The organism is Acinetobacter sp. YH16056_T, from assembly GCF_024605895.1.
Lineage (GTDB): Bacteria > Pseudomonadota > Gammaproteobacteria > Pseudomonadales > Moraxellaceae > Acinetobacter > Acinetobacter amyesii.
On the sequence record NZ_CP094545.1, the window covers coordinates 1,346,678 to 1,365,631 of the forward strand.

General features: G+C 39.8%; 16 protein-coding genes. 3 read left to right on the forward strand and 13 right to left on the reverse strand.

The features are described from left to right. Window positions 1-6 precede the first annotated feature (6 nt). The 8 genes from MST17_RS06795 to ppsA form a co-directional block, all read right to left on the reverse strand. Complete coding sequence (locus MST17_RS06795) at window positions 7-2,124, reverse strand: hypothetical protein (protein WP_180026421.1); 2,118 nt, start codon at window positions 2,122-2,124, stop codon at window positions 7-9. 101 nt (window positions 2,125-2,225) lie between these two features. Further along, window positions 2,226-3,104 carry a heme o synthase gene (gene cyoE, locus MST17_RS06800; protein ID WP_180007909.1) on the reverse strand — a complete coding sequence of 293 codons (879 nt, stop codon included), beginning with the start codon at window positions 3,102-3,104 and terminating at the stop codon, window positions 2,226-2,228. Window positions 3,105-3,114: 10 nt separating this feature from the next. Then, window positions 3,115-3,441 (reverse strand): cytochrome o ubiquinol oxidase subunit IV, encoded by a 327-nt coding sequence (locus MST17_RS06805; RefSeq protein WP_078188582.1) that lies wholly within the window; start codon window positions 3,439-3,441, stop codon window positions 3,115-3,117. Further along, entirely contained in the window at window positions 3,441-4,061 is a 621-nt protein-coding gene (cyoC, locus tag MST17_RS06810) for a cytochrome o ubiquinol oxidase subunit III (protein ID WP_078188581.1), read from the reverse strand. Before cyoC ends, MST17_RS06805 begins: the two co-directional genes overlap by 1 nt. Before the next feature lie 4 nt (window positions 4,062-4,065). Beyond that, window positions 4,066-6,054 (reverse strand): cytochrome o ubiquinol oxidase subunit I, encoded by a 1,989-nt coding sequence (cyoB, locus tag MST17_RS06815; RefSeq protein WP_180026420.1) that lies wholly within the window; start codon window positions 6,052-6,054, stop codon window positions 4,066-4,068. A gap of 3 nt (window positions 6,055-6,057) precedes the next feature. Beyond that, a complete protein-coding gene (gene cyoA, locus MST17_RS06820; RefSeq protein ID WP_180026419.1) occupies window positions 6,058-7,125 on the reverse strand; it encodes a ubiquinol oxidase subunit II in 1,068 nt (355 codons plus the stop codon). 302 nt (window positions 7,126-7,427) lie between these two features. Beyond that, the gene (locus MST17_RS06825; RefSeq protein WP_180005233.1) at window positions 7,428-8,210 is read right to left on the reverse strand and encodes an RDD family protein; all 783 of its coding nucleotides are present in this window, start codon (window positions 8,208-8,210) and stop codon (window positions 7,428-7,430) included. A gap of 82 nt (window positions 8,211-8,292) precedes the next feature. Next, window positions 8,293-10,671, reverse strand: coding sequence for a phosphoenolpyruvate synthase (gene ppsA / locus MST17_RS06830; RefSeq protein ID WP_180026418.1), 2,379 nt, complete (start codon window positions 10,669-10,671; stop codon window positions 8,293-8,295). A 153-nt stretch (window positions 10,672-10,824) separates the two neighbouring features. On the opposite strand from ppsA, the gene MST17_RS06835 reads away from it, so the two are divergent. Then, window positions 10,825-11,661 (forward strand): pyruvate, water dikinase regulatory protein, encoded by an 837-nt coding sequence (locus tag MST17_RS06835; protein ID WP_078193964.1) that lies wholly within the window; start codon window positions 10,825-10,827, stop codon window positions 11,659-11,661. 1,001 nt (window positions 11,662-12,662) lie between these two features. Here the strand turns inward: MST17_RS06835 and MST17_RS06840 are convergent. The 5 genes from MST17_RS06840 to MST17_RS06860 all read right to left on the reverse strand — a co-directional run bounded on the left by MST17_RS06840 (window position 12,663) and on the right by MST17_RS06860 (window position 16,627). Beyond that, a complete protein-coding gene (locus tag MST17_RS06840) occupies window positions 12,663-13,235 on the reverse strand; it encodes a flavoprotein (RefSeq protein ID WP_180026417.1) in 573 nt (190 codons plus the stop codon). A gap of 263 nt (window positions 13,236-13,498) precedes the next feature. Beyond that, a complete protein-coding gene (gene yiaA / locus MST17_RS06845) occupies window positions 13,499-13,975 on the reverse strand; it encodes an inner membrane protein YiaA (RefSeq protein ID WP_180026416.1) in 477 nt (158 codons plus the stop codon). A gap of 229 nt (window positions 13,976-14,204) precedes the next feature. Beyond that, window positions 14,205-15,212 (reverse strand): LLM class flavin-dependent oxidoreductase, encoded by a 1,008-nt coding sequence (locus MST17_RS06850; RefSeq protein ID WP_180026415.1) that lies wholly within the window; start codon window positions 15,210-15,212, stop codon window positions 14,205-14,207. 193 nt (window positions 15,213-15,405) lie between these two features. Beyond that, window positions 15,406-15,909 (reverse strand): hypothetical protein, encoded by a 504-nt coding sequence (locus tag MST17_RS06855; protein ID WP_180026414.1) that lies wholly within the window; start codon window positions 15,907-15,909, stop codon window positions 15,406-15,408. Window positions 15,910-16,198: 289 nt separating this feature from the next. Then, window positions 16,199-16,627 carry a glycine zipper domain-containing protein gene (locus tag MST17_RS06860; RefSeq protein ID WP_078193959.1) on the reverse strand — a complete coding sequence of 143 codons (429 nt, stop codon included), beginning with the start codon at window positions 16,625-16,627 and terminating at the stop codon, window positions 16,199-16,201. Window positions 16,628-16,995: 368 nt separating this feature from the next. Here MST17_RS06860 and prfA point away from each other — a divergent pair, with 368 nt between their 5' ends. After that, complete coding sequence (gene prfA / locus MST17_RS06865) at window positions 16,996-18,084, forward strand: peptide chain release factor 1 (protein WP_180026413.1); 1,089 nt, start codon at window positions 16,996-16,998, stop codon at window positions 18,082-18,084. Further along, complete coding sequence (gene prmC / locus MST17_RS06870) at window positions 18,084-18,902, forward strand: peptide chain release factor N(5)-glutamine methyltransferase (protein ID WP_180026412.1); 819 nt, start codon at window positions 18,084-18,086, stop codon at window positions 18,900-18,902. Before prfA ends, prmC begins: the two co-directional genes overlap by 1 nt. Window positions 18,903-18,954 lie beyond the last annotated feature (52 nt).

The window sequence follows — 18,954 nt, forward strand, 5'->3', positions numbered from 1 at the left end:
CATCAATTACCAATAATATTTTAGAGATTTAGCCCAGCTGGTTTCTGGATAGTCGCGTTTGATTTGATCAAACCATTGTTTTCGAACCGACTTATTTACATCTTTGTCTTGGCATTCATTATTGCCACTTGGCGCATAACATTGAATGGCACGGTACAGCGCATAAGCCGTTAATTCAGATTTTGTCCCTGTTTTAATAATGTTTTTATATACATCGCCACGGGCAAAATAAGTACCCTTGAAACTTTGCAGTGAATGATCAGGCAGGTAGTTGAGATTTAGTATGGTATAGGCTTGTGAACTACGCGCATATTCACCTAAGCATAAATTAAGGCTCAGGTCTTTTGGGTTGACTTGCAATTGTTGGGTCAAAGTTGCCAAGTCAGGACATTTAATCGAATTGCTCACGCTTGCACCTTTCCATAAGAAATTTGCAAATGATGGCTGATTGCGAAACTTCTCTGCAGTGTTTTGTTCAGTATTAAATTGAGCCGCGTTGCTTGGTAATTCACGATACGCTTGGTTAAATAAATCAAAGTTTTGATAAGCCAATGACTTATTTAGTAGGGTATAAAGCGCAACATTTTTTTGATCTTGCGTGGCCACGTTATTTTTGACCACAGACATTAAACTTTGTTCATTCGCTGCATCGACTAAATATTGTTGCTGTAGATAAGCTTGCTTGATTTTGGCTGAAGAACCAATAAATTGTGCAGTATTTTGCTGTTGAGCATAGTAGCGATAGAGCATAAGTTCAGCCAATCCACGTTGTTCGGCGGTTTTGCTGATGGAAAGTAGGTTTTCCCAATATTTTTGAGTGGTTTGATTTCGCCCACTAGCTTCCAGAATGCGGCCTTTAAGTAGTAGCTGACTCAACTGTAGGTAACTGTTGATGCTGCTCGGTACTTGTTGTGGCAGATATTTGAGTGCTTCTTGTGCTTTGTTTTGCACATAAAATAAGTGATTTGCCTGCAAATACTGGAACAGTTCTAGTGAATCTTTAAAATAATTTTTCTGTGCGTTTAACTCAGCCCATGAAATGACCACATCATCTGCCGTTTCTTTTTTGCGCATATGCATAAGGTCATAAATGCTAAGAAAAAATGGATCTTTCAAATTTTTGACATTGAGTCTATTACTTTGAAAAACATGTCGATCTAATTCATAAGGTAGATTTGGCAATTCTAAATTATAGACGCTGGATGTTGGATGATTGATTTGCCAAACATATTCATTGATCAGTAAATCGTGTTTACCGCTGAGCCAAAAACCACGTCTTAATAAACCGCGTGCGCTTGCAGCATATTGACCCTGCGGATAGAGCTTAAAGTACTGAGTAATGTTATTAAAAAAAGTGGTTAATAAGTTTTGATTGAGTTTGTCATGTACTAAATCACCATATTCACCAACACCACTTTGATAGGCTTCATTTAAGGTGCTACGAATAAGCATATATTGAGAAGTTTCTTTTAACCACGCTTGATCAACATTGGTTAGTACTGAATAAATCTTAGTCGCTGTGGAAAAGTGAGTATTATAAAAAGAGATCGTTGCATTTAGATAGGATACATATTGACGTGCAGCGGCAGACCAATTTGGATTCACGCTCAGTAAAGCTAATGTGTTTTCACAATTATTAATTTTTTCACGCTCATGGATCAACATGTCTTTTTCACTGCTTGAAAGCTTAGTGTCCGTTTTGACTTGTTGAATAAACGCGTGCGCACCATTTTGCAGGCTATTGCAATGCTCGTTATAGCTTAAATCTGGTGCTTTTAGAGGTTTGCGTGCATTTGGCAATTTATTGTGGCTATTCACTAAAAGACTGGAAACTTCAAAAGGAACTTTGCTATAGCTAGTTGTCCATAAAGTGGATTTTTCTTCTTGAATATTAAATTTGGCAATGCCTAAATCGCTAAGCAACAGCAGCATATTGGTTTGATTGTCATTTGCCGGCGTGAGCGCAGGCAATTCATTGCATGCAGTATAGGCAGTGGTCTGAATTTCAGTCGAAGGTTCACAATAGACATCCATACCTGCATGACTGTGTGCACTAAAGAAAATGCCAAAAGGAATAAATGATGTGAAAAGAGCAGAGCGAAGAATTTTTTGTTGAGAAGACATAAGGCACAGTTATTTATAATTGTAGGTGCAATGATATCAAGTGGAGAAAGTTGATTGAAGATGCCTAGAAATAAAAAAGATAGAGTAAAACTCTATCTTCTTTAAAAAAATACAATTGGCTTTAGAGGGGCAGTGGAGGTAAAACTAAAAATTAAACTAATCACTGTGATCAATTTGACCGAAAACATGAAATATTGTTTTGCCCAAACTTGATCATCTTCAGCTTTGAATCCTTGAATGGTTAAATAAATCCAATACAGACTTAAGGCATTCAGGACAATCATATAAATCCAATTGGCATAACCATAAAAGTATAAGCCGTTCATGGTAATGCAGAACAAAAACACATAAACCAAAGACTCAACTTTGGTACGGTGAATTGAACGAGCTACAGGTAAAATTGGAATACCTGCATTTTTGTAATCATCAAATCGGTAAACAGCAATTCCCCAAGAATGAGGCATTTGCCAAAATGCATAACCAATAAAAATCAGTAATGCACCTAAATCAAACTGGTTTGCAACAGCCGTATACCCGATTACAGGTGGTGCTGCGCCAGAAAGACTGCCGATAATGGTTTGATGAATTGTTGTTCGTTTTGTCCATAAGCTGTAAAAACCAACGTATACGACAAAACCAATAACAGCAAAAAGAAAAGCGTAAGCATTTACCCAGAACCATAAAATGCTAAAACCAATTACACCTAAAACTAAAGCAAAAACTAAAGCAACAGGAATCGAGATTGATTTTTTAACCATCGCACGATTTTGTGTGCGTTGCATTTTTGAGTCGATGTCTTGGTCAATAACGTTATTGACAACACATCCAGAAGCGACCACAAAGAGGGTGCCTAAGAGGGTAAGAAGCAACAGAAGGAAATCTACAGAACCTTGGGCAGCTACAAAGTAGCCACCCAAAGCGGTAACAAAGTTACCAAAGAGAATTCCTGGTTTAGTCAGGAATAAATACTTTTTCAGCATGACGACCAGTTTAGATCATCATGTTGAAGTGAAGGTAGTTCATAATCCACACAGAACCTACTAAAAGGATAGCAATTGTGAGGATTGTATAAACAAATGCAATCACGTTCCAGCGTTGCTCTGAAGAAGAGTTCATATGCAGGAAGTAAACTAACTGAATAAGAACCTGAGCAACCGCAGTAATCGCGATTACGGCAACCAATAGACCGCGGCTAAAACCACCTGCCATTACCATACCGAATGGAATTACGGTAAGTAGAACAGAAAGGATAAAACCGATTGTATATTGTTTAACGTTACCGTGAGCTGCACCAGCAGAGTTATGATCGTGACTCATTAGATAACTCCCATCAAGTAAACAACGCTGAATACGCAGATCCAAACGATGTCAAGGAAGTGCCAGAACAAGCTTAGGCAAGCAAGACGACGAGTGTTTGGAAGTGTCAAACCATATTTCTTGATTTGGAACATCAACACAAGCATCCATACCAAACCAGAAGTTACGTGAATACCGTGCGTACCAACTAAAGTAAAGAACGCAGATAAGAACGCACTTGTGCTTGGGCCATGACCAGCATGAACTAAATGATTGAACTCATAAAGTTCCATGCCAATGAAGGCTGCACCAAATACCCAAGTAACTGCTAACCAAGTTAAAACTTGACCAACATTTTTCTTGTATGCTGCAAGAACAGCAAAACCAAAAGTTACAGAAGAGATAAGAAGGGCGAAAGTTTCAGTTAAAACGAAACCTAAAGATTCACCAAACAGCTCTTGTGCACTTGGCGTACCCACTGGAACGTGGCTACTTAATACAGCGAACGCGATGAAGAGTGTCCCGAAAAGAACCAAGTCACTCATCAAGTAAGTCCAGAAACCAAAGACAGTGATGTCAGTATCATCGTGATGATGATGCTCGTCATGTCCGTGGTTGTCGTGATGAAGTACTTCAGCCATTGTCTTAGTCCTTCTTCAAGTGTTTTTCAAGAAGCGCATAGCGTTCGTTTTCGATACGTTCAACTTCTGCAGCAGGAACATAGTAATCCACTTTCTTAGTGAAAGAAGAAACGATGAAGCTAATGATTGCAGCAATGAAAGTAACAACTACTAACCACCAAATATGCCAGATTAATGCGAAGCCCATAACTGTAATAAACATTGCAATTACGAAACCAGCCGCACGGTTTGTTGGCATGTGGATGTCTTCATAGGTAGTTGGTTTAGCGTATGCAACACCATTTTCTTTGTCAGTCCAGAAAGTATCAATACCATTGATCTTTGGAAGATAAGCAAAGTTATAGAATGGTGAAGGAGATGAAGTAGCCCACTCAAGAGTACGACCATCCCAGATATCGCCAGTAACGTCCATGTTGTCTTTGCGTTGAAGGAAACCAACAACAATTTGCATAACAAAACAGAAGATACCGATAGCAACCAATACAGAACCAAATAAAGCGATCGCTAAGTACGGATCCCATTCAGGGTTGTCATATGTATTCAAACGACGAGTCATACCCATGAAACCAAGGATATAAAGTGGCATGAATGCAAAGTAGAAACCGAAGAACCAGAACCAGAACGCTGCTTTACCCCAAGTTTCATTTAGTTTCCAACCAAACATTTTTGGCCAGTAGAAAATGATACCCGCGAACATCGCGAACACTACACCACCAATAATTACGTTATGGAAGTGAGCGATAAGGAATAAAGAGTTGTGTACTAAGAAGTCCGCTGGTGGAACTGCCATTAATACGCCTGTTAAACCACCAATACCGAAAGTCACAAGGAAGCCAAGTGTCCAAAGCATTGGAGTTGTATAGGTGATGCGGCCCTTGTACATGGTGAATAACCAAGAGAAGATTTTCACACCAGTTGGGATCGCAATGATCATGGTCATGATACCGAAGAACGCGTTAACGTTGGCACCAGCACCCATTGTAAAGAAGTGGTGAACCCAAACAACCAGTGAAAGAACACCAATTGCTACAGTTGCGTACACCATAGATTTGTAGCCGAACAACGCTTTGCGTGAGAACACAGCAGTAACTTCTGAGTAAATACCAAAAGCAGGTAATACCAAGATGTAAACTTCTGGGTGGCCCCAAGTCCAAATCAAGTTTACATACAACATTGGGCTACCACCCATGTCATTTGTAAAGAAGTGGAAGCCGAAGTAACGGTCAAGTGAAAGCATTGCAATAGTTGCAGTCAAAACTGGGAAAGTTGCAACGATAAGCACTACAGTAACTAATGCAGTCCAAGTGAAAATAGGCATGTCCATAAGTTTCATGCCAGGCGCACGCATTTTGATGATGGTAACGAAGAAGTTAACACCAGTAAGAAGTGTACCTAGACCAGAAACCTGAAGTGCCCAGATATAGTAGTCTACACCTACACCTGGAGAGTATTCGATGCCAGAAAGTGGAGGGTAAGCCATCCAACCTGTTGCAGCGAATTCACCAATTGCAAGAGAAGCCATCATTAAGCCCGCAGCGCCGGCAAATAACCAGAAGCTTAGAGAGTTTAATAATGGGAATGCTACGTCACGCGCACCAATTTGAAGTGGTACAGCAACGTTCATTAAACCAACAACTAGACCCATTGCTACGAAGAAGATCATGATTACGCCGTGGGCAGTAAAGATCTGGTCATAGTGTTCTGGGTGTAAGTAACCTTCACCGCCACCTTTTGCAAGGAACAGTTGAAGACGCATCATAATCGCATCGGCAAAACCACGCACAAGCATGACAATTGACACGAGGATATACATGATACCAATTTTTTTATGGTCTACAGATGTGAACCATTCGTTCCACAAGTAGCCCCATTTTTTAAAGTAGGTGATACCAGCAACAATTGCGATACCGCCAAGGATCATCATTGCAACAGTAACCAACACGATTGGGTCGTGTGGAATTGCATCTGGTCCTAACTTACCTAATAAGCTCATGTCTTATTCCCCTGCAACAGTCGCATGTTCAACGCCTGCATGAGCTTCAGAAGCAGCTGCTTCGTGTCCAACAGTAGCTGTATGATCAGCACCGTGGTAGTTACTCATGTATTTATTGATCACTGATTCGAACAATTTAGGTTCAACTGAAGAATAGTAAGTCACTGGGTGTGGCTTAGTAGGGTAAGGCTTCATTGCTTCAGCTAGAGCCTTCTCTTCAGGAGTAGTTGCTTTGGCAACTAAAACTTCGATCTGGTGTTTAGAGCGGTTGCCGTCACGTAAGGTTGCAAATTCAGCTTGGTCTAAAACAGTTTTTTGAACTGCTTGTGGATTCACTGAAGAACCATTACCAGCTTTAACAGCAGAAACCCATTCAGCAAACTGAGCATCAGTCACAGCATGTGCACGGAAGCGCATTTGTGAGAAGCCATAACCTGAATAGTTAGAAGAGAAACCACGGAAGCCTTCAGCAGGACTAGTTTCATCAGCTAATAAGTTCAAGTGAGTTTGCATACCTGCCATAGCATAAATCTGACCACCTAACGCCGGAATGAAAAATGAGTTCATTGTGAAGTTAGATGTTAAACGAAGGCTTACAGGAGTTTTCTCAGGGAAGCGGATCTCGTTTACAGTCGCGATGCCTTGTTCAGGGTAGATGAAGATCCATTTAAATTGTTCAGCAATAACTTGAACAGTTAAAGGAGCTTTATCTGACTCGAGTGGACGGTAAGGGTCATACTTGTGGGAACCCCACCAAGTTAACCAAGCTAAAATAGCGATAATAATTACGGGAATACCCCAAACTACAACTTCAATTGCAGTCGAGTGTGCCCAAGTAGGTTTATAGTCTGCATCTTTATTTGACGCGCGATATTTCCAACCAAACCATAACGCCATAAGTGCTGATGGAATAACGACCAACAACATTAGGTAGATCGCAGTAAGCATGAGGTTTGATTGACCTTCAGCAACTGGACCTTTTGAGTTTAGAAGTACCATATCACCACCACACCCAGTTAAGAGTGCAGCGATCGCAGATAAAGACAATACAGCTAAAATTGTTTGTCTCATTTTACAACCTCGGTGAAGAGTCCCATTCCCTAAATTTAAAATTTGGGATAGCGAATAAAGTGTCGCATGATTGTGATTTTTTCAGACATGAAAAAACAGTCACAATGATGCGACACCGCTACGTTGTAGGGCATTATGCCTGATATCGGCAAACTAAGCTATACATAAAGATGCTTTAAATGACTGTATTAAAACCCTATTTTGCTAGTCAGGATTGTATTTTTTTTATCTAAATTTTATTTTAATTTCAATATAATGCACAAAAAAGGGATGAAAAAATCATCCCTGAATAAAAGTGAAAATTATTGGTTTATTACCTTGGTTTTTGCCAATTTGTCATGCAAGGTTTGACGCTTCTTGCCGAAAATGAAAACGGAATCGATGATTACGCTTAATGGCATTGATAAAAAGTTCAGGAAAATAAATAAAACACTGCGTAAAGTGAAGCCACGCATGAGGTTTACAGGTTGACTGGTTTCGGCATCTACAATTTTAATTTTGGTGATTTTTTTACCAATGCTTTGACCTGATTTAGCAATCAAATATGCTTGAATGAAAAGCATAATGAAGAGATACGCAAACATTGCAATCCAAGCTTGGTTGGGAAACATTTCAACCATTTGTGTTTGTAGTGCTTGTAAAACATTGGGGTCAGCATTTGGGGTCATCACAGCTTGCATAAACTGTTCATTCAGATTTGCAAATTGTGTCTTTTCACTTGGACTAAAAAATGCCGTTAAGATAAAAGTTGCTGGTATCCAAAGCAGTAAATCGACGATTTTCGCCAAAACACGTTTAGGAATACTAGCTAGGCTAGTTTGCTCTTGTACCGCTTGAGGCTGTGCATAGGTATTTGATGGCGTAGTTGCAGTTTGATTTGATTCGAATGCTGTTGGTGCAGTATATCCTGCAGGCATATAAACCAACTGACCTTGAGTGAGTTCACCCAAAGCTTTCCATTCGGTCATACCTTGGTGCCAAACCAAGTCCGTGAGTAACACTTGTTGGCTCGCGAGCATTTGGTTAAGTTGTTCTAAGGTGTAGGGACCAGCTTGTTGGTTATTTCGTGCCAAGTAAATCTGCATAAAACTAAAATCTCAAAAAACGTCTGTAAAAGTATAAATAAAAAAAAAGACCCACATGTGGGTCTTTTTTTAACACAGTTTATTAAGCTTGTTGAGCTTTTTCTTCAGAAAGGAAGAACCAAGTGTCTAATACTGAGTCTGGGTTAAGCGAAACAGACTCAATGCCTTGTTCCATTAACCATTTAGCTAGGTCAGGGTGATCTGAAGGGCCTTGACCACAAATACCTACGTATTTGCCAGCTTTACGACAAGCATGGATTGCCATAGAAAGAAGTGCTTTAACGGCTGGATCACGTTCATCAAATAGGTGAGAAACGATACCAGAGTCACGGTCTAGACCGAGTGTTAACTGAGTTAAGTCGTTAGAACCGATAGAGAAACCGTCGAAGTGTTCAAGGAACTGTTCAGCCAACAATGCGTTAGTTGGAAGTTCACACATCATGATCACTTTAAGACCATTTTCACCACGTTTAAGACCGTTAAGCGCTAACAATTCAATAACTCGTTTCGCTTCAGCAACAGTACGTACGAAAGGAATCATGATTTGAATGTTAGTTAAGCCCATTTCATCACGTGCTTTTTTCAGTGCGCGGCATTCAAGTTCGAAGCAGTCACGGAAGTTGTCAGACACATAGCGGCTAGCACCACGGAAGCCTAGCATTGGGTTTTCTTCTTCAGGTTCGTATAACTTACCACCGATTAAGTTTGCATATTCGTTTGACTTAAAGTCAGACATACGAACAATCACTGGTTTGTCAGCAAACGCTGCAGCAAGTGTAGAAATACCTTCAACTAGTTTTTCAACATAGAATTCGATAGGAGATGCATAACCTGCAGTACGTGACATTACAGCAGCACGAGTTTCACGTGGTAAGCTGTCAATGTTAAGCAATGCTTTAGGGTGTACACCGATCATACGGTTGATGATGAACTCAAGACGAGCAAGACCAACACCTTCGTTAGGAATTTGAGCAAAGTCAAATGCGCGGTCAGGGTTACCTACGTTCATCATGATTTTGAACGGAAGTTTAGGCATAGATTCGATAGAGTTGCGTTGGATTTCAAAGTCCAAAGAACCTTCGTAAATAAAGCCTGTGTCACCTTCAGCGCAAGACACAGTCACTTCTTGACCGTCAATCAATACTTCAGTTGCATTACCACAACCTACGATTGCAGGAACACCAAGTTCACGTGCAATAATCGCAGCGTGACAAGTACGACCACCACGGTTAGTGACAATCGCAGCAGCACGTTTCATTACTGGTTCCCAATCTGGGTCAGTCATGTCAGATACAAGTACGTCGCCGTCTTGAACTTTGTCCATTTCTTTGATTGAAGTCACGATACGCACGCGACCAGAACCAATACGTTGACCGATTGAACGACCTTCACAAATCACATTACCTTTTTGTTTAAGAAGGTAGCGTTCCATTGTGCCTACATTTTGACGGCTCTTCACAGTTTCAGGACGTGCTTGAACGATATAGATTTGGCCATCATCGCCATCTTTCGCCCATTCGATGTCCATTGCTGAACCGTAATGGTTTTCAATGATCAATGCTTGTTTAGCAAGTTCTTGAAGTTCGTGGTCATTTAAAGCGAATTGTTGACGATCTGCTTTTTCAACGTCTACAACAACCACTGATTTACCCGCAGCACCTTCTTCACCATAAATCATTTTTTGGTGTTTAGAACCAAGGTTACGACGTAATACAGCGTGTTTTCCTGCATTTAGAAGTGGTTTAGATACATAGAATTCGTCAGGGTTAACTGCACCTTGTACAACCATTTCACCCAAGCCATAAGATGCTGTGATGAAAACTGCGTCACGGAAACCAGATTCTGTATCAAGTGTAAACATTACACCAGCAGCACCTGTTTCAGAGCGAACCATGCGTTGAACACCAGCAGATAACGCAACGACGTCATGTGCGAAGTTTTGGTGTACACGGTAAGAAATTGCGCGGTCGTTATAAAGTGAAGCAAATACTTCTTTAATCGCAACAAGGATGTTATCGATACCACGGATGTTCAAGAAAGTTTCTTGTTGGCCTGCAAATGAAGCGTCTGGTAAGTCTTCTGCAGTTGCAGATGAACGAACGGCAACCGCGATTTCAGGGTTGCCGTTTGAAAGAGCTGTGAAAGCTTCACGAATTTCTTTTTCAAGTTCAGCAGTCAGCGGAGTGTCTACAATCCATTGACGGATTTTCGCACCAGTTTCAGCAAGTGCATTTACATCGTCAACATTGAGTGCAGCAAGTTCAGCGTTAATTTTAGCGTTTAGGCCACTTTGCTCGAGGAATTCACGATATGCTTGAGCTGTAGTAGCAAAACCACCAGGAACAGATACACCAGCATTTGCTAGATGGCTGATCATTTCACCTAATGATGAGTTTTTACCACCCACGAGTTCTACGTCGTGTTTCCCTAATTTTTCTAGACCAATTACGCGCGCTTCCAAAGTTGTTACTCCACTTTTGCAGTATTAATCACTATCTTGGCATGAAATTATAACAAATTACTTAGCATTCTAAATTTACTAAGTGACAGTCATGTAAGATGGTTTACTATAAAGATTATATAGCACTAAGACAAATTTTGGAGGAGAATTTTAATGTCAGAAGGTAAACAGATTCAGCGTAGTGTTTTCTTTGTTTCGGATGGGACAGCGATTACCGCAGAAACGCTTGGTCATTCACTGTTAGCCCAGTTCCCTCATGTAGATTTTGACATTCATATTATTCCATATATTACCTCTGAAGAAGCTGCTACAAATGTGGTTGCAGAGATCAATCTTAGAGCGCAGCAAGACGGTCAAAAGCCTTTGGTGTTTGATACCCTTGTAGACCCGTATGTACGTGACATTATTAATACTGCAAATGCGATAAATCTTGATGTTTTTGAAGGGCTTATTAGTAAACTGTCTGACGAGTTAGGTACTGCGCCTACGACTTTAGTCGGTCAAACCCATGCAGTAACAGATTCTGAGTCTTATAAAGCACGTATTGATGCGGTGCATTTTGCTTTAGATAACGATGATGGGGCACGTACTCGTCATTATGATAAAGCCGACTTAATTTTAATCGGGGTATCACGTTCGGGTAAAACACCAACTTCCATCTATCTCTCTTTGCAATTTGGTATTCGTGTAGCGAACTATCCGTTGACAGAAGAAGACTTGGATGACAACCGTTTACCTGCAGTTTTACGTGAGCATAAACATAAGTTATTTGGCTTGATGATTGATGCAGAGCGCCTTGTAGCAATTCGTTCAGAACGTAAGGCCAATAGCCGTTATGCAAGTTTTAGTCAGTGCCAAATGGAACTACGTGCGATTGAAGGTATTTATATTTCAGAAGGAATTAAATACTTAAACGTGTCGGAAATGTCGATTGAAGAAATTTCAACACGTGTTTTACAAATGACAGGACTGAAACGTCGCATTGGTTAAGTGTAAATTGAGCCACTTCGGTGGCTCTTTTAATGATAATAAATTACTGTATAAATTATATAAAAATAGTATTAATTTCTGGTTTGTCATACTTTTAATGAATGATAAATATTTAAGATATTGATGAAAATTTTCCTCAATATTTAGACTTAAAATTTAAGCAAATTCTGTATTCAAATGTGTACCAATTTGATGAATTTTTTTGGCTGAAAATTTATAAAATATGGCCTAATTGACAGCTTCAATCTTTTAAAATAATCCGTGTATTGCTGTGTTTTTATCTATGAATTAAGCCTTAATAATCTACTTGATAAGAGTAGTGTATATACTAGATTTAGCACATACAGTTTAATATTTGATCATAATTTTAAAAAATACTGATTTAAATGCTAAAAAAATAGGCAGAAAATAGAATAAAAAATAATCAAACAGTCGCTTTTAGGTGTTAAATCTCAAGAAATGGCATCATTTATTTAATTGATGTGGGTGGGGAATGCTCGAATTGAGACTATTTAGGCTTTAAAAGCAGATATGAAGTGATATTAAAATTGGATTTTTAGCAGTTATTTTCTTATTGAATATAGATTAGAACATAAGTAAATGTCGGCTGAATATGAGCATCGGTATAAATTTTCCTACTTATAATTAGTCATTAAAAGAGTTGTGTAAGACAAAATTAAGAGACTGAAAATTTATTGGTTTGAAATAAAATTTTCATGAAGAATTGATCATAACTATTCAAAAATCGCACTTCTATAAATGAACTGTAGCTGATGATGCAGGTCGGAGGCATGATTTAAGTCTGAGCGCTGAAAAAGCATGTAGCACGATTAAAGCTATTTTCATTTATGGATTTTTAAGAATCCTTAGCCTTACCGAATAGAAGTATTCAATAACGTAGGGGATCTAGCAAAAGCCACCAGAGATGGCTATTGGTGTTGTGAGTTTTGATCAATCGGATAAATTCTAGTAATTGTCATGTGAAAATAATTGCAATGTAATTACTTTTCTTTAGGCTGGTTAGATTCGCTGCGCACAATGACATCACACTCAAACGTATGCTCATCTAAAGCCGTGATTGAATTATTCTGAATATTCGCAATTGGCCAAGTATTTAAGATGCAGTTTGGCTGCTGTAATGCTGCATAATAATGATCAGATTTTAGGAAGGTTTTGTTCTGAATTGCGGTATTTGGACTGAGTAAATGTCTTAACCAATTGTTCGGCACTTGATCTTCTAAAAAGCGAATCGCCAAAATACTCTTAATACGATTGCTAAATAAACGTCGATTTTTTGCAATCAGTGGATGTTGGATTAATTTATTCAGTAGACGTTCAGTTCGCGGTAAAACAAATTGCGGTTTGATTTGATAGACCATGATGTTATCTGCAACCTGACATAGATGATGTAGTTCAGAGACCACATGCTGATCTATCCCAATAATGGCGATTTTTTGATTCTTAAAATCATAATCTTTGATCTGTTCTGAACCGATTATCGTTCCACGAAAGTGTTCAAAATCTTCTAGATGATTATTAAAAATATGGTGGGTTGCATCCTGCTTGTTGGCCATATTTATTCCTTGTCTTTTCTTTTTTTAGTTGAGTCTTAGATAGGAATATATTCTGTGATGGGCCAGTTGGGGTAAAGCGTTTTTTCAGTCTGATGAGTCATGCAATTTGTCTAGAATTGATTTGCTTGGCCCTTGTCATTTATACATTTCTAGGAGTGAACTGATTTTTTTATGCGTTGTAGTTCATTAACCGCTCAAGCAGATCGATAAAACAATGAGCGACCTGCATGAACAGCTTTTGAGATCTATAAATTTTGTGAGTTTTAAAGTGGTTCATCATCTGGTGAGTTATAGTCAAGCTGACTCGTGGTTGAATGTTTAAGTTCGGGTTGGTCGGTGTGTGTACGTAAATAGTCCATATCACGAATATTTTTTTGTACAGCAACTGCACCAAACAAACTCATTAGGAAAGCCATCATGTAAAAACCTTTTTCACTTAATGCCAGTTCAGCATTCCAAAGGCCAATGGCAAGAAGTACAAGGCAAATAATGACGGATGCCCAGCAAAGTCCGAAGTAGATTGCAGTGACATGCATTCCTTCTAAACGGTCACGAATGATTTTTTGTAGTGAAACCGATGAAAATAATCCATAGAGCAATAAAATGAGATAAAAGCCTTTTTCATTCAACATCATATTTGCATTGAATAAACCTATGCAAAACACCACAGCGCCTAAGATCAGTGCACACCAACTTGCTGCGATAAATGCGGGTGTGGGTTTATTAATATATTGGCTCATCTGCTTATTTTTCTCTTTGTTTTGCTTGTGTTTAATATTTATACAGTAATAAAAATGAGTAAAGCAATTATTTCGTTGAGGCAATGATGGTTTTTAAGTGTAGCTTTAGTAAATGTTAGCCAAAGCATTGTTCTCGATTGTATCCGTCTAAAAGAGCCACAAAAGACGTAATCGCAATTCTGGCTTTAGACGGATCAAACGCTTGGATTAAATCATCAAGCTTAGAGTCTTAAGCTAGATCATTTTTGATTTGCATTAAACGTTCGAAATTTTCAATGCGCTTATCGGTATCGTAAATGTCGCAGGTGAAAATAAATTCATCAACGTCATATTTGGTGAGTAGGTTTTCTAAACCCGCTCGAACGGTTGCATTTGAACCGACTTGTCCCATAGCGTAGAAATTATCAACAGACAGCTTTTCTGCAGCAGACCATAAGCCTTGCATACTGTCGACTGGAGCCTTGAGTTTTAAACTTTGACCGCGCATTAAACCTAAAACGCGTTGATAAGCACTCGTTGCCAGATATTCTGCTTCTTCATCTGTTTCGGCGACAACCGTTGGTACGCCCATAGAAACATAAGGTTGATCTAAATATTCGGATGCTTGGAAAGTCTCACGATAGAGCTGAATCGCTTGTCCAAGCATGCGTGGTGCGAAATGTGACGCAAATGAATAGGGTAGACCTAAACGTGCAGCGAGTTGTGCACTGAACAGACTTGAACCTAAAAGCCATACAGGAACATGTGTATTTTGTCCCGGTGTGGCAATGATGCGCTGCTGTGGTTCAGGTGCTTTAAAGTATTGCAATATCTCAAGGACATCTTGTGGAAATTGATCTTCGGTTTCCTGACGCCCACGGCGTAAAGCGCGCATGGTGGTTTGGTCAGTACCCGGTGCGCGACCTAAGCCGAGTTCAATACGGCCGGGATATAGCGTTTCAAGCGTGCCAAATTGTTCAGCGACAACTAAAGGCGCATGGTTGGGCAACATAATCCCGCCTGAACCGAGCTTGATAGATTGTGTATTTGCTAAGAGATAACCAAGTAAAACCGCAGTTGCAGAACTTGCGATGCCGTCCATATTGTGGTGTTCGGCTAACCATAGACGTTCATAGCCAAGCTCTTCTGCTCTCTGCGCTAACTGGAGTGCATGTTTGAGTGAAAATTCGATGGTTTTATCATCTCGAACAGGTGCGAGTTCAAGTATTGAAAATTTTGTATCGGCTAGAGTACGCATGTTTTCTCTCAGAGATCTTTATATCGAAATAATACGATATAAATGGCCTAATGTATATCGAATAAATTCGATATGGTGGTGGGACGCTGTAAAAAAGTTAATTTTAGATATATCTAAAGTTTTTTATGAACATATTTCTATAAACAAAAAAAAGCACCCGAAGGTGCTGATTTTTTTCATTGAAATATATCGATTAACGTTTACCGTTTTTGTACCAACCTAAGTGACGACCATTGTCTCCACGGTAGCCTCGGTCGTTGTAGCTGTAATTATTGGTACGATAGCCACGGTTGTTATAACGACGGTCATAGCGATCATCATAGCGACGGTCTTCAGACACTTTTTTACCTAGTGCAGAACCACCAGCTGAACCAAGTGCAGCACCGATATAACCACCGTTTGTGCCGCCCATGTTTTTACCTACGGTATAACCACCTGCGCCACCAAGTGCACCACCGATGATGGCACCATTACGGTCACGTTTGTTTGCCGATGCTGCTGCACCTGCACCGCCACCAATTGCTGAACCAATCATTGCGCCAGTTTGGCCGCCAACTTGGTTACCGATTGCTGCACCAACAACACCACCTAAAGCAGATGTTAATGCAGTATTGGTGCTATTACCTGCATGTGTTGCAGTCATAGTAAGTGCTGAAGCGGCAATTGCTGCACTGAATAGAATTTTATTAATTTTCATTTTTAAACTCCTTACGAAGCATGATGTTTATCTGTTGATATCAATATATGAAAACACATAGCGAATATTTGGAGCGTGATGTGAAATAAAATACGTGTTCCGTTGCTGCAATGTAAATTTTGCACTTTATTTCTACATGATTGATGACTTGGTTGGAGGGAAGGCAAATCTAAATATTTATCAGGAGCAATAAATAAAGTTGTATTTATCATTTGAAAAATGGTGATACATAAAAAAGCACCCGAAGGTGCTATTTTCACTATTCAATAAGGACTCACTAATTTTTGAATTAGTGACGACGACGGTAACGTTTTTTGTATTTACGTTCTTGGTGTTTGTCGTAAGCTTTATCTTTAGAGATTTTATTACCTAGAGCAGCACCACCAGCAGCACCTAGTGCAGAGCCGATGTAACCACCGTTTGTACCGCCCATGCTTTTACCAACAGTATAACCTGTACCACCACCTAAAGCACCGCCGATAGCAGATTCTGTACGGTTGCGTTTATTACTTGCTACCGCAGCACCACCAGCACCACCAAGAGCGGCACCAATTGTAGCGCCGGTATTACCGCCCATGTTTTTACCAATTGCAGTACCTGCAACACTACCTAATGCACTAGCTGCAGCAACGCGTGTTGTACTATCTGCATTTGCAGACACAGTGAACATAGAAGCAGTTGCTAGAGTGGCTGTCATTAAAAGAGTATTCAGTTTCATAGTTCACTCCATGTCCTTCATAAACGCGAGGACTTTTTCATAATCATTTCGATGGCAGTAAATGTAACAAAACTATTCGCTATAAATATGGAGAGCTTTCTCTTTATTTGGTGATTTGAGTGTCTGGTTTGTATGAGTTTTATAAATATTGTGAAAAAAATGGTTGAATGCTGAAAATCTGTACGACTTTGTGGAGAAAGTTAGGAGTGATGAAGTTCACATTTTGATATTTAGGCTCATAGATAGGCCAAAAAACAATATATATGTCATTTCAGACCCATTATCGGTACACTAGCGCCATTATTTTGAATTTTGGCATATCCGTGAAAGTTTAGCGGTTGAGCCTGTGTATTGAGATTTTTTGAAAAATGAAAGAATCGTTACGTTTACGATTAGATCAGCTCTCTGACCGTCACGAAGAATTAAATGCATTACTCGCAGATGTAGAAGTCATTTCAGACAACAAACGTTTCCGTCAGTTGTCACGTGAGCATAGTGATTTAGCTGAAATCACTGAAGTTTGGAAAAAATACCGTCAAGCTGAAGAAGATATTGAGACTGCTGAAGTAATGATGACGGATCCAGATTTTAAAGAGATGGCCGTTGAGGAAATCAAAGAAAATAAAGCTTTGATCGGTCAGCTTGAAGCAGACTTAAACATTCTGATGATTCCAAAAGATCCGAATGATGCGAACTCTGCTTATTTAGAAATCCGTGCCGGAACAGGTGGTGACGAAGCTGCAATTTTCTCGGGTGACTTGTATCGCATGTACAGTAAATATGCTGAATCACAAGGTTGGCGTATTGAAGTGTTGTCTGAAAATGACGGCGAACACGGCGGTTATAAAGAAGTGATTTGCCTCATCAATGGTGAAGGCGTATATGGTCGTTTGAAATTTGAAAGTGGTGCACATCGTGTACAGCGTGTTCCTGCAACTGAGTCACAAGGTCGTGTGCATACTTCGGCATGTACTGTTGCGATTTTGCCGGAAATTGATGTAGACACCAGTGTAGAAATTAATCCTTCAGAACTACGTATTGATACCTATCGTGCATCAGGTGCGGGTGGTCAGCACATTAACAAAACTGACTCTGCTGTACGTATTACCCATATTCCAACGGGTACAGTTGTAGAATGTCAGGACGAACGTTCACAACATAAAAACAAAGCCAAAGCGATGGCGCTATTGGTTTCTCGTTTAGAAAATGCTAAACGCGCAGCGGCAGATGCAGCGACGTCTGAAATGCGTCGTGACTTGGTAGGTTCTGGTGACCGTTCTGAGCGTATTCGTACCTATAACTATCCACAAGGTCGTATGACTGATCATCGTATTAACTTAACACTTTATAAGTTAGATGCAGTGATGGAAGGTGATTTGACTGAATTGCTAGATAGTTTGCATCGTGAATATCAAGCCGATCAGTTGGCATTATTAGCACAGCAGAATGGTGGCTAATGAATATTGCACAGGCTTTGGCCTATCGTGGTGAACCTGAAAGTTATGAACGTCAGGAAAATGCGTGGTTGTTAGAGCACATCACCAAGATTGATTCTTTTGATTTAATCATGAAAAAGGATCAAGAATTGACGGCAGAACAAGAACAACTCTATGTCGACAGTCTTGCTCGTATTGCAGCAGGTGAGCCTTTGGCTTATGTCACAGGTTCTCAGCCATTTTGGACGCTAGATTTAAAAGTGACTAAAGATACTTTGGTTCCACGTCCTGATACGGAAGTACTCGTTGAAACTGTACTCCGTTTAGAACTTCCTGAAGATGCTCGTGTGGTCGATTTAGGAACAGGAACTGGTGCTGTAGCCTTGTCATTAGCCAGTGAACGTCCAGATTGGTCAATTGTGGCTTCAGATATTTACGAACCTACCTTGGAAGTTGCTGAGTTTAATGCCAAAAAGCATGATCTTGAACATGTGCAGTTTGTCTTAGGTTCTTGGTTGAAACCCTTTGGTCGTGCTTTCTTTGATGTAATTGTGTCAAATCCGCCGTATATCGATGCTGATGATGTACACATGAAAGATTTGGCGACAGAGCCTGAACGTGCTTTGGTTGCGGACAATCATGGGCTTGCAGATATTGAGCAAATCATTCTTCAAGCCAAAAAACATTTAACCGTGAATGGGTGGGTGGTGCTTGAACATGGCTATGACCAAGGTGAAGCAGTCAGACATTTGTTCTTACGAGTTGGATATCGAAATGTTCGGACTGTAAAAGATTATGGTGGCAATGACCGTGTCAGCTTAGGTCAGTGGCAACATTGATTTGGTATTAGAGATAGTCAAAAATAAAGCGCATTGAATGCGCTTTATTTTT

Coding starts and splice junctions, on each gene's coding strand:
- MST17_RS06795 (WP_180026421.1), bottom strand. CDS start 2,124: ATGTCTTCTCAACAAAAAATTCTTCGCTCTGCTCTTTTCACATCATTT.
- cyoE (WP_180007909.1), bottom strand. CDS start 3,104: ATGCTGAAAAAGTATTTATTCCTGACTAAACCAGGAATTCTCTTTGGT.
- MST17_RS06805 (WP_078188582.1), bottom strand. CDS start 3,441: ATGAGTCACGATCATAACTCTGCTGGTGCAGCTCACGGTAACGTTAAA.
- cyoC (WP_078188581.1), bottom strand. CDS start 4,061: ATGGCTGAAGTACTTCATCACGACAACCACGGACATGACGAGCATCAT.
- cyoB (WP_180026420.1), bottom strand. CDS start 6,054: ATGAGCTTATTAGGTAAGTTAGGACCAGATGCAATTCCACACGACCCA.
- cyoA (WP_180026419.1), bottom strand. CDS start 7,125: ATGAGACAAACAATTTTAGCTGTATTGTCTTTATCTGCGATCGCTGCA.
- MST17_RS06825 (WP_180005233.1), bottom strand. CDS start 8,210: ATGCAGATTTACTTGGCACGAAATAACCAACAAGCTGGTCCCTACACC.
- MST17_RS06835 (WP_078193964.1), top strand. CDS start 10,825: ATGTCAGAAGGTAAACAGATTCAGCGTAGTGTTTTCTTTGTTTCGGAT.
- MST17_RS06840 (WP_180026417.1), bottom strand. CDS start 13,235: ATGGCCAACAAGCAGGATGCAACCCACCATATTTTTAATAATCATCTA.
- yiaA (WP_180026416.1), bottom strand. CDS start 13,975: ATGAGCCAATATATTAATAAACCCACACCCGCATTTATCGCAGCAAGT.
- MST17_RS06850 (WP_180026415.1), bottom strand. CDS start 15,212: ATGCGTACTCTAGCCGATACAAAATTTTCAATACTTGAACTCGCACCT.
- MST17_RS06855 (WP_180026414.1), bottom strand. CDS start 15,909: ATGAAAATTAATAAAATTCTATTCAGTGCAGCAATTGCCGCTTCAGCA.
- MST17_RS06860 (WP_078193959.1), bottom strand. CDS start 16,627: ATGAAACTGAATACTCTTTTAATGACAGCCACTCTAGCAACTGCTTCT.
- prfA (WP_180026413.1), top strand. CDS start 16,996: ATGAAAGAATCGTTACGTTTACGATTAGATCAGCTCTCTGACCGTCAC.
- prmC (WP_180026412.1), top strand. CDS start 18,084: ATGAATATTGCACAGGCTTTGGCCTATCGTGGTGAACCTGAAAGTTAT.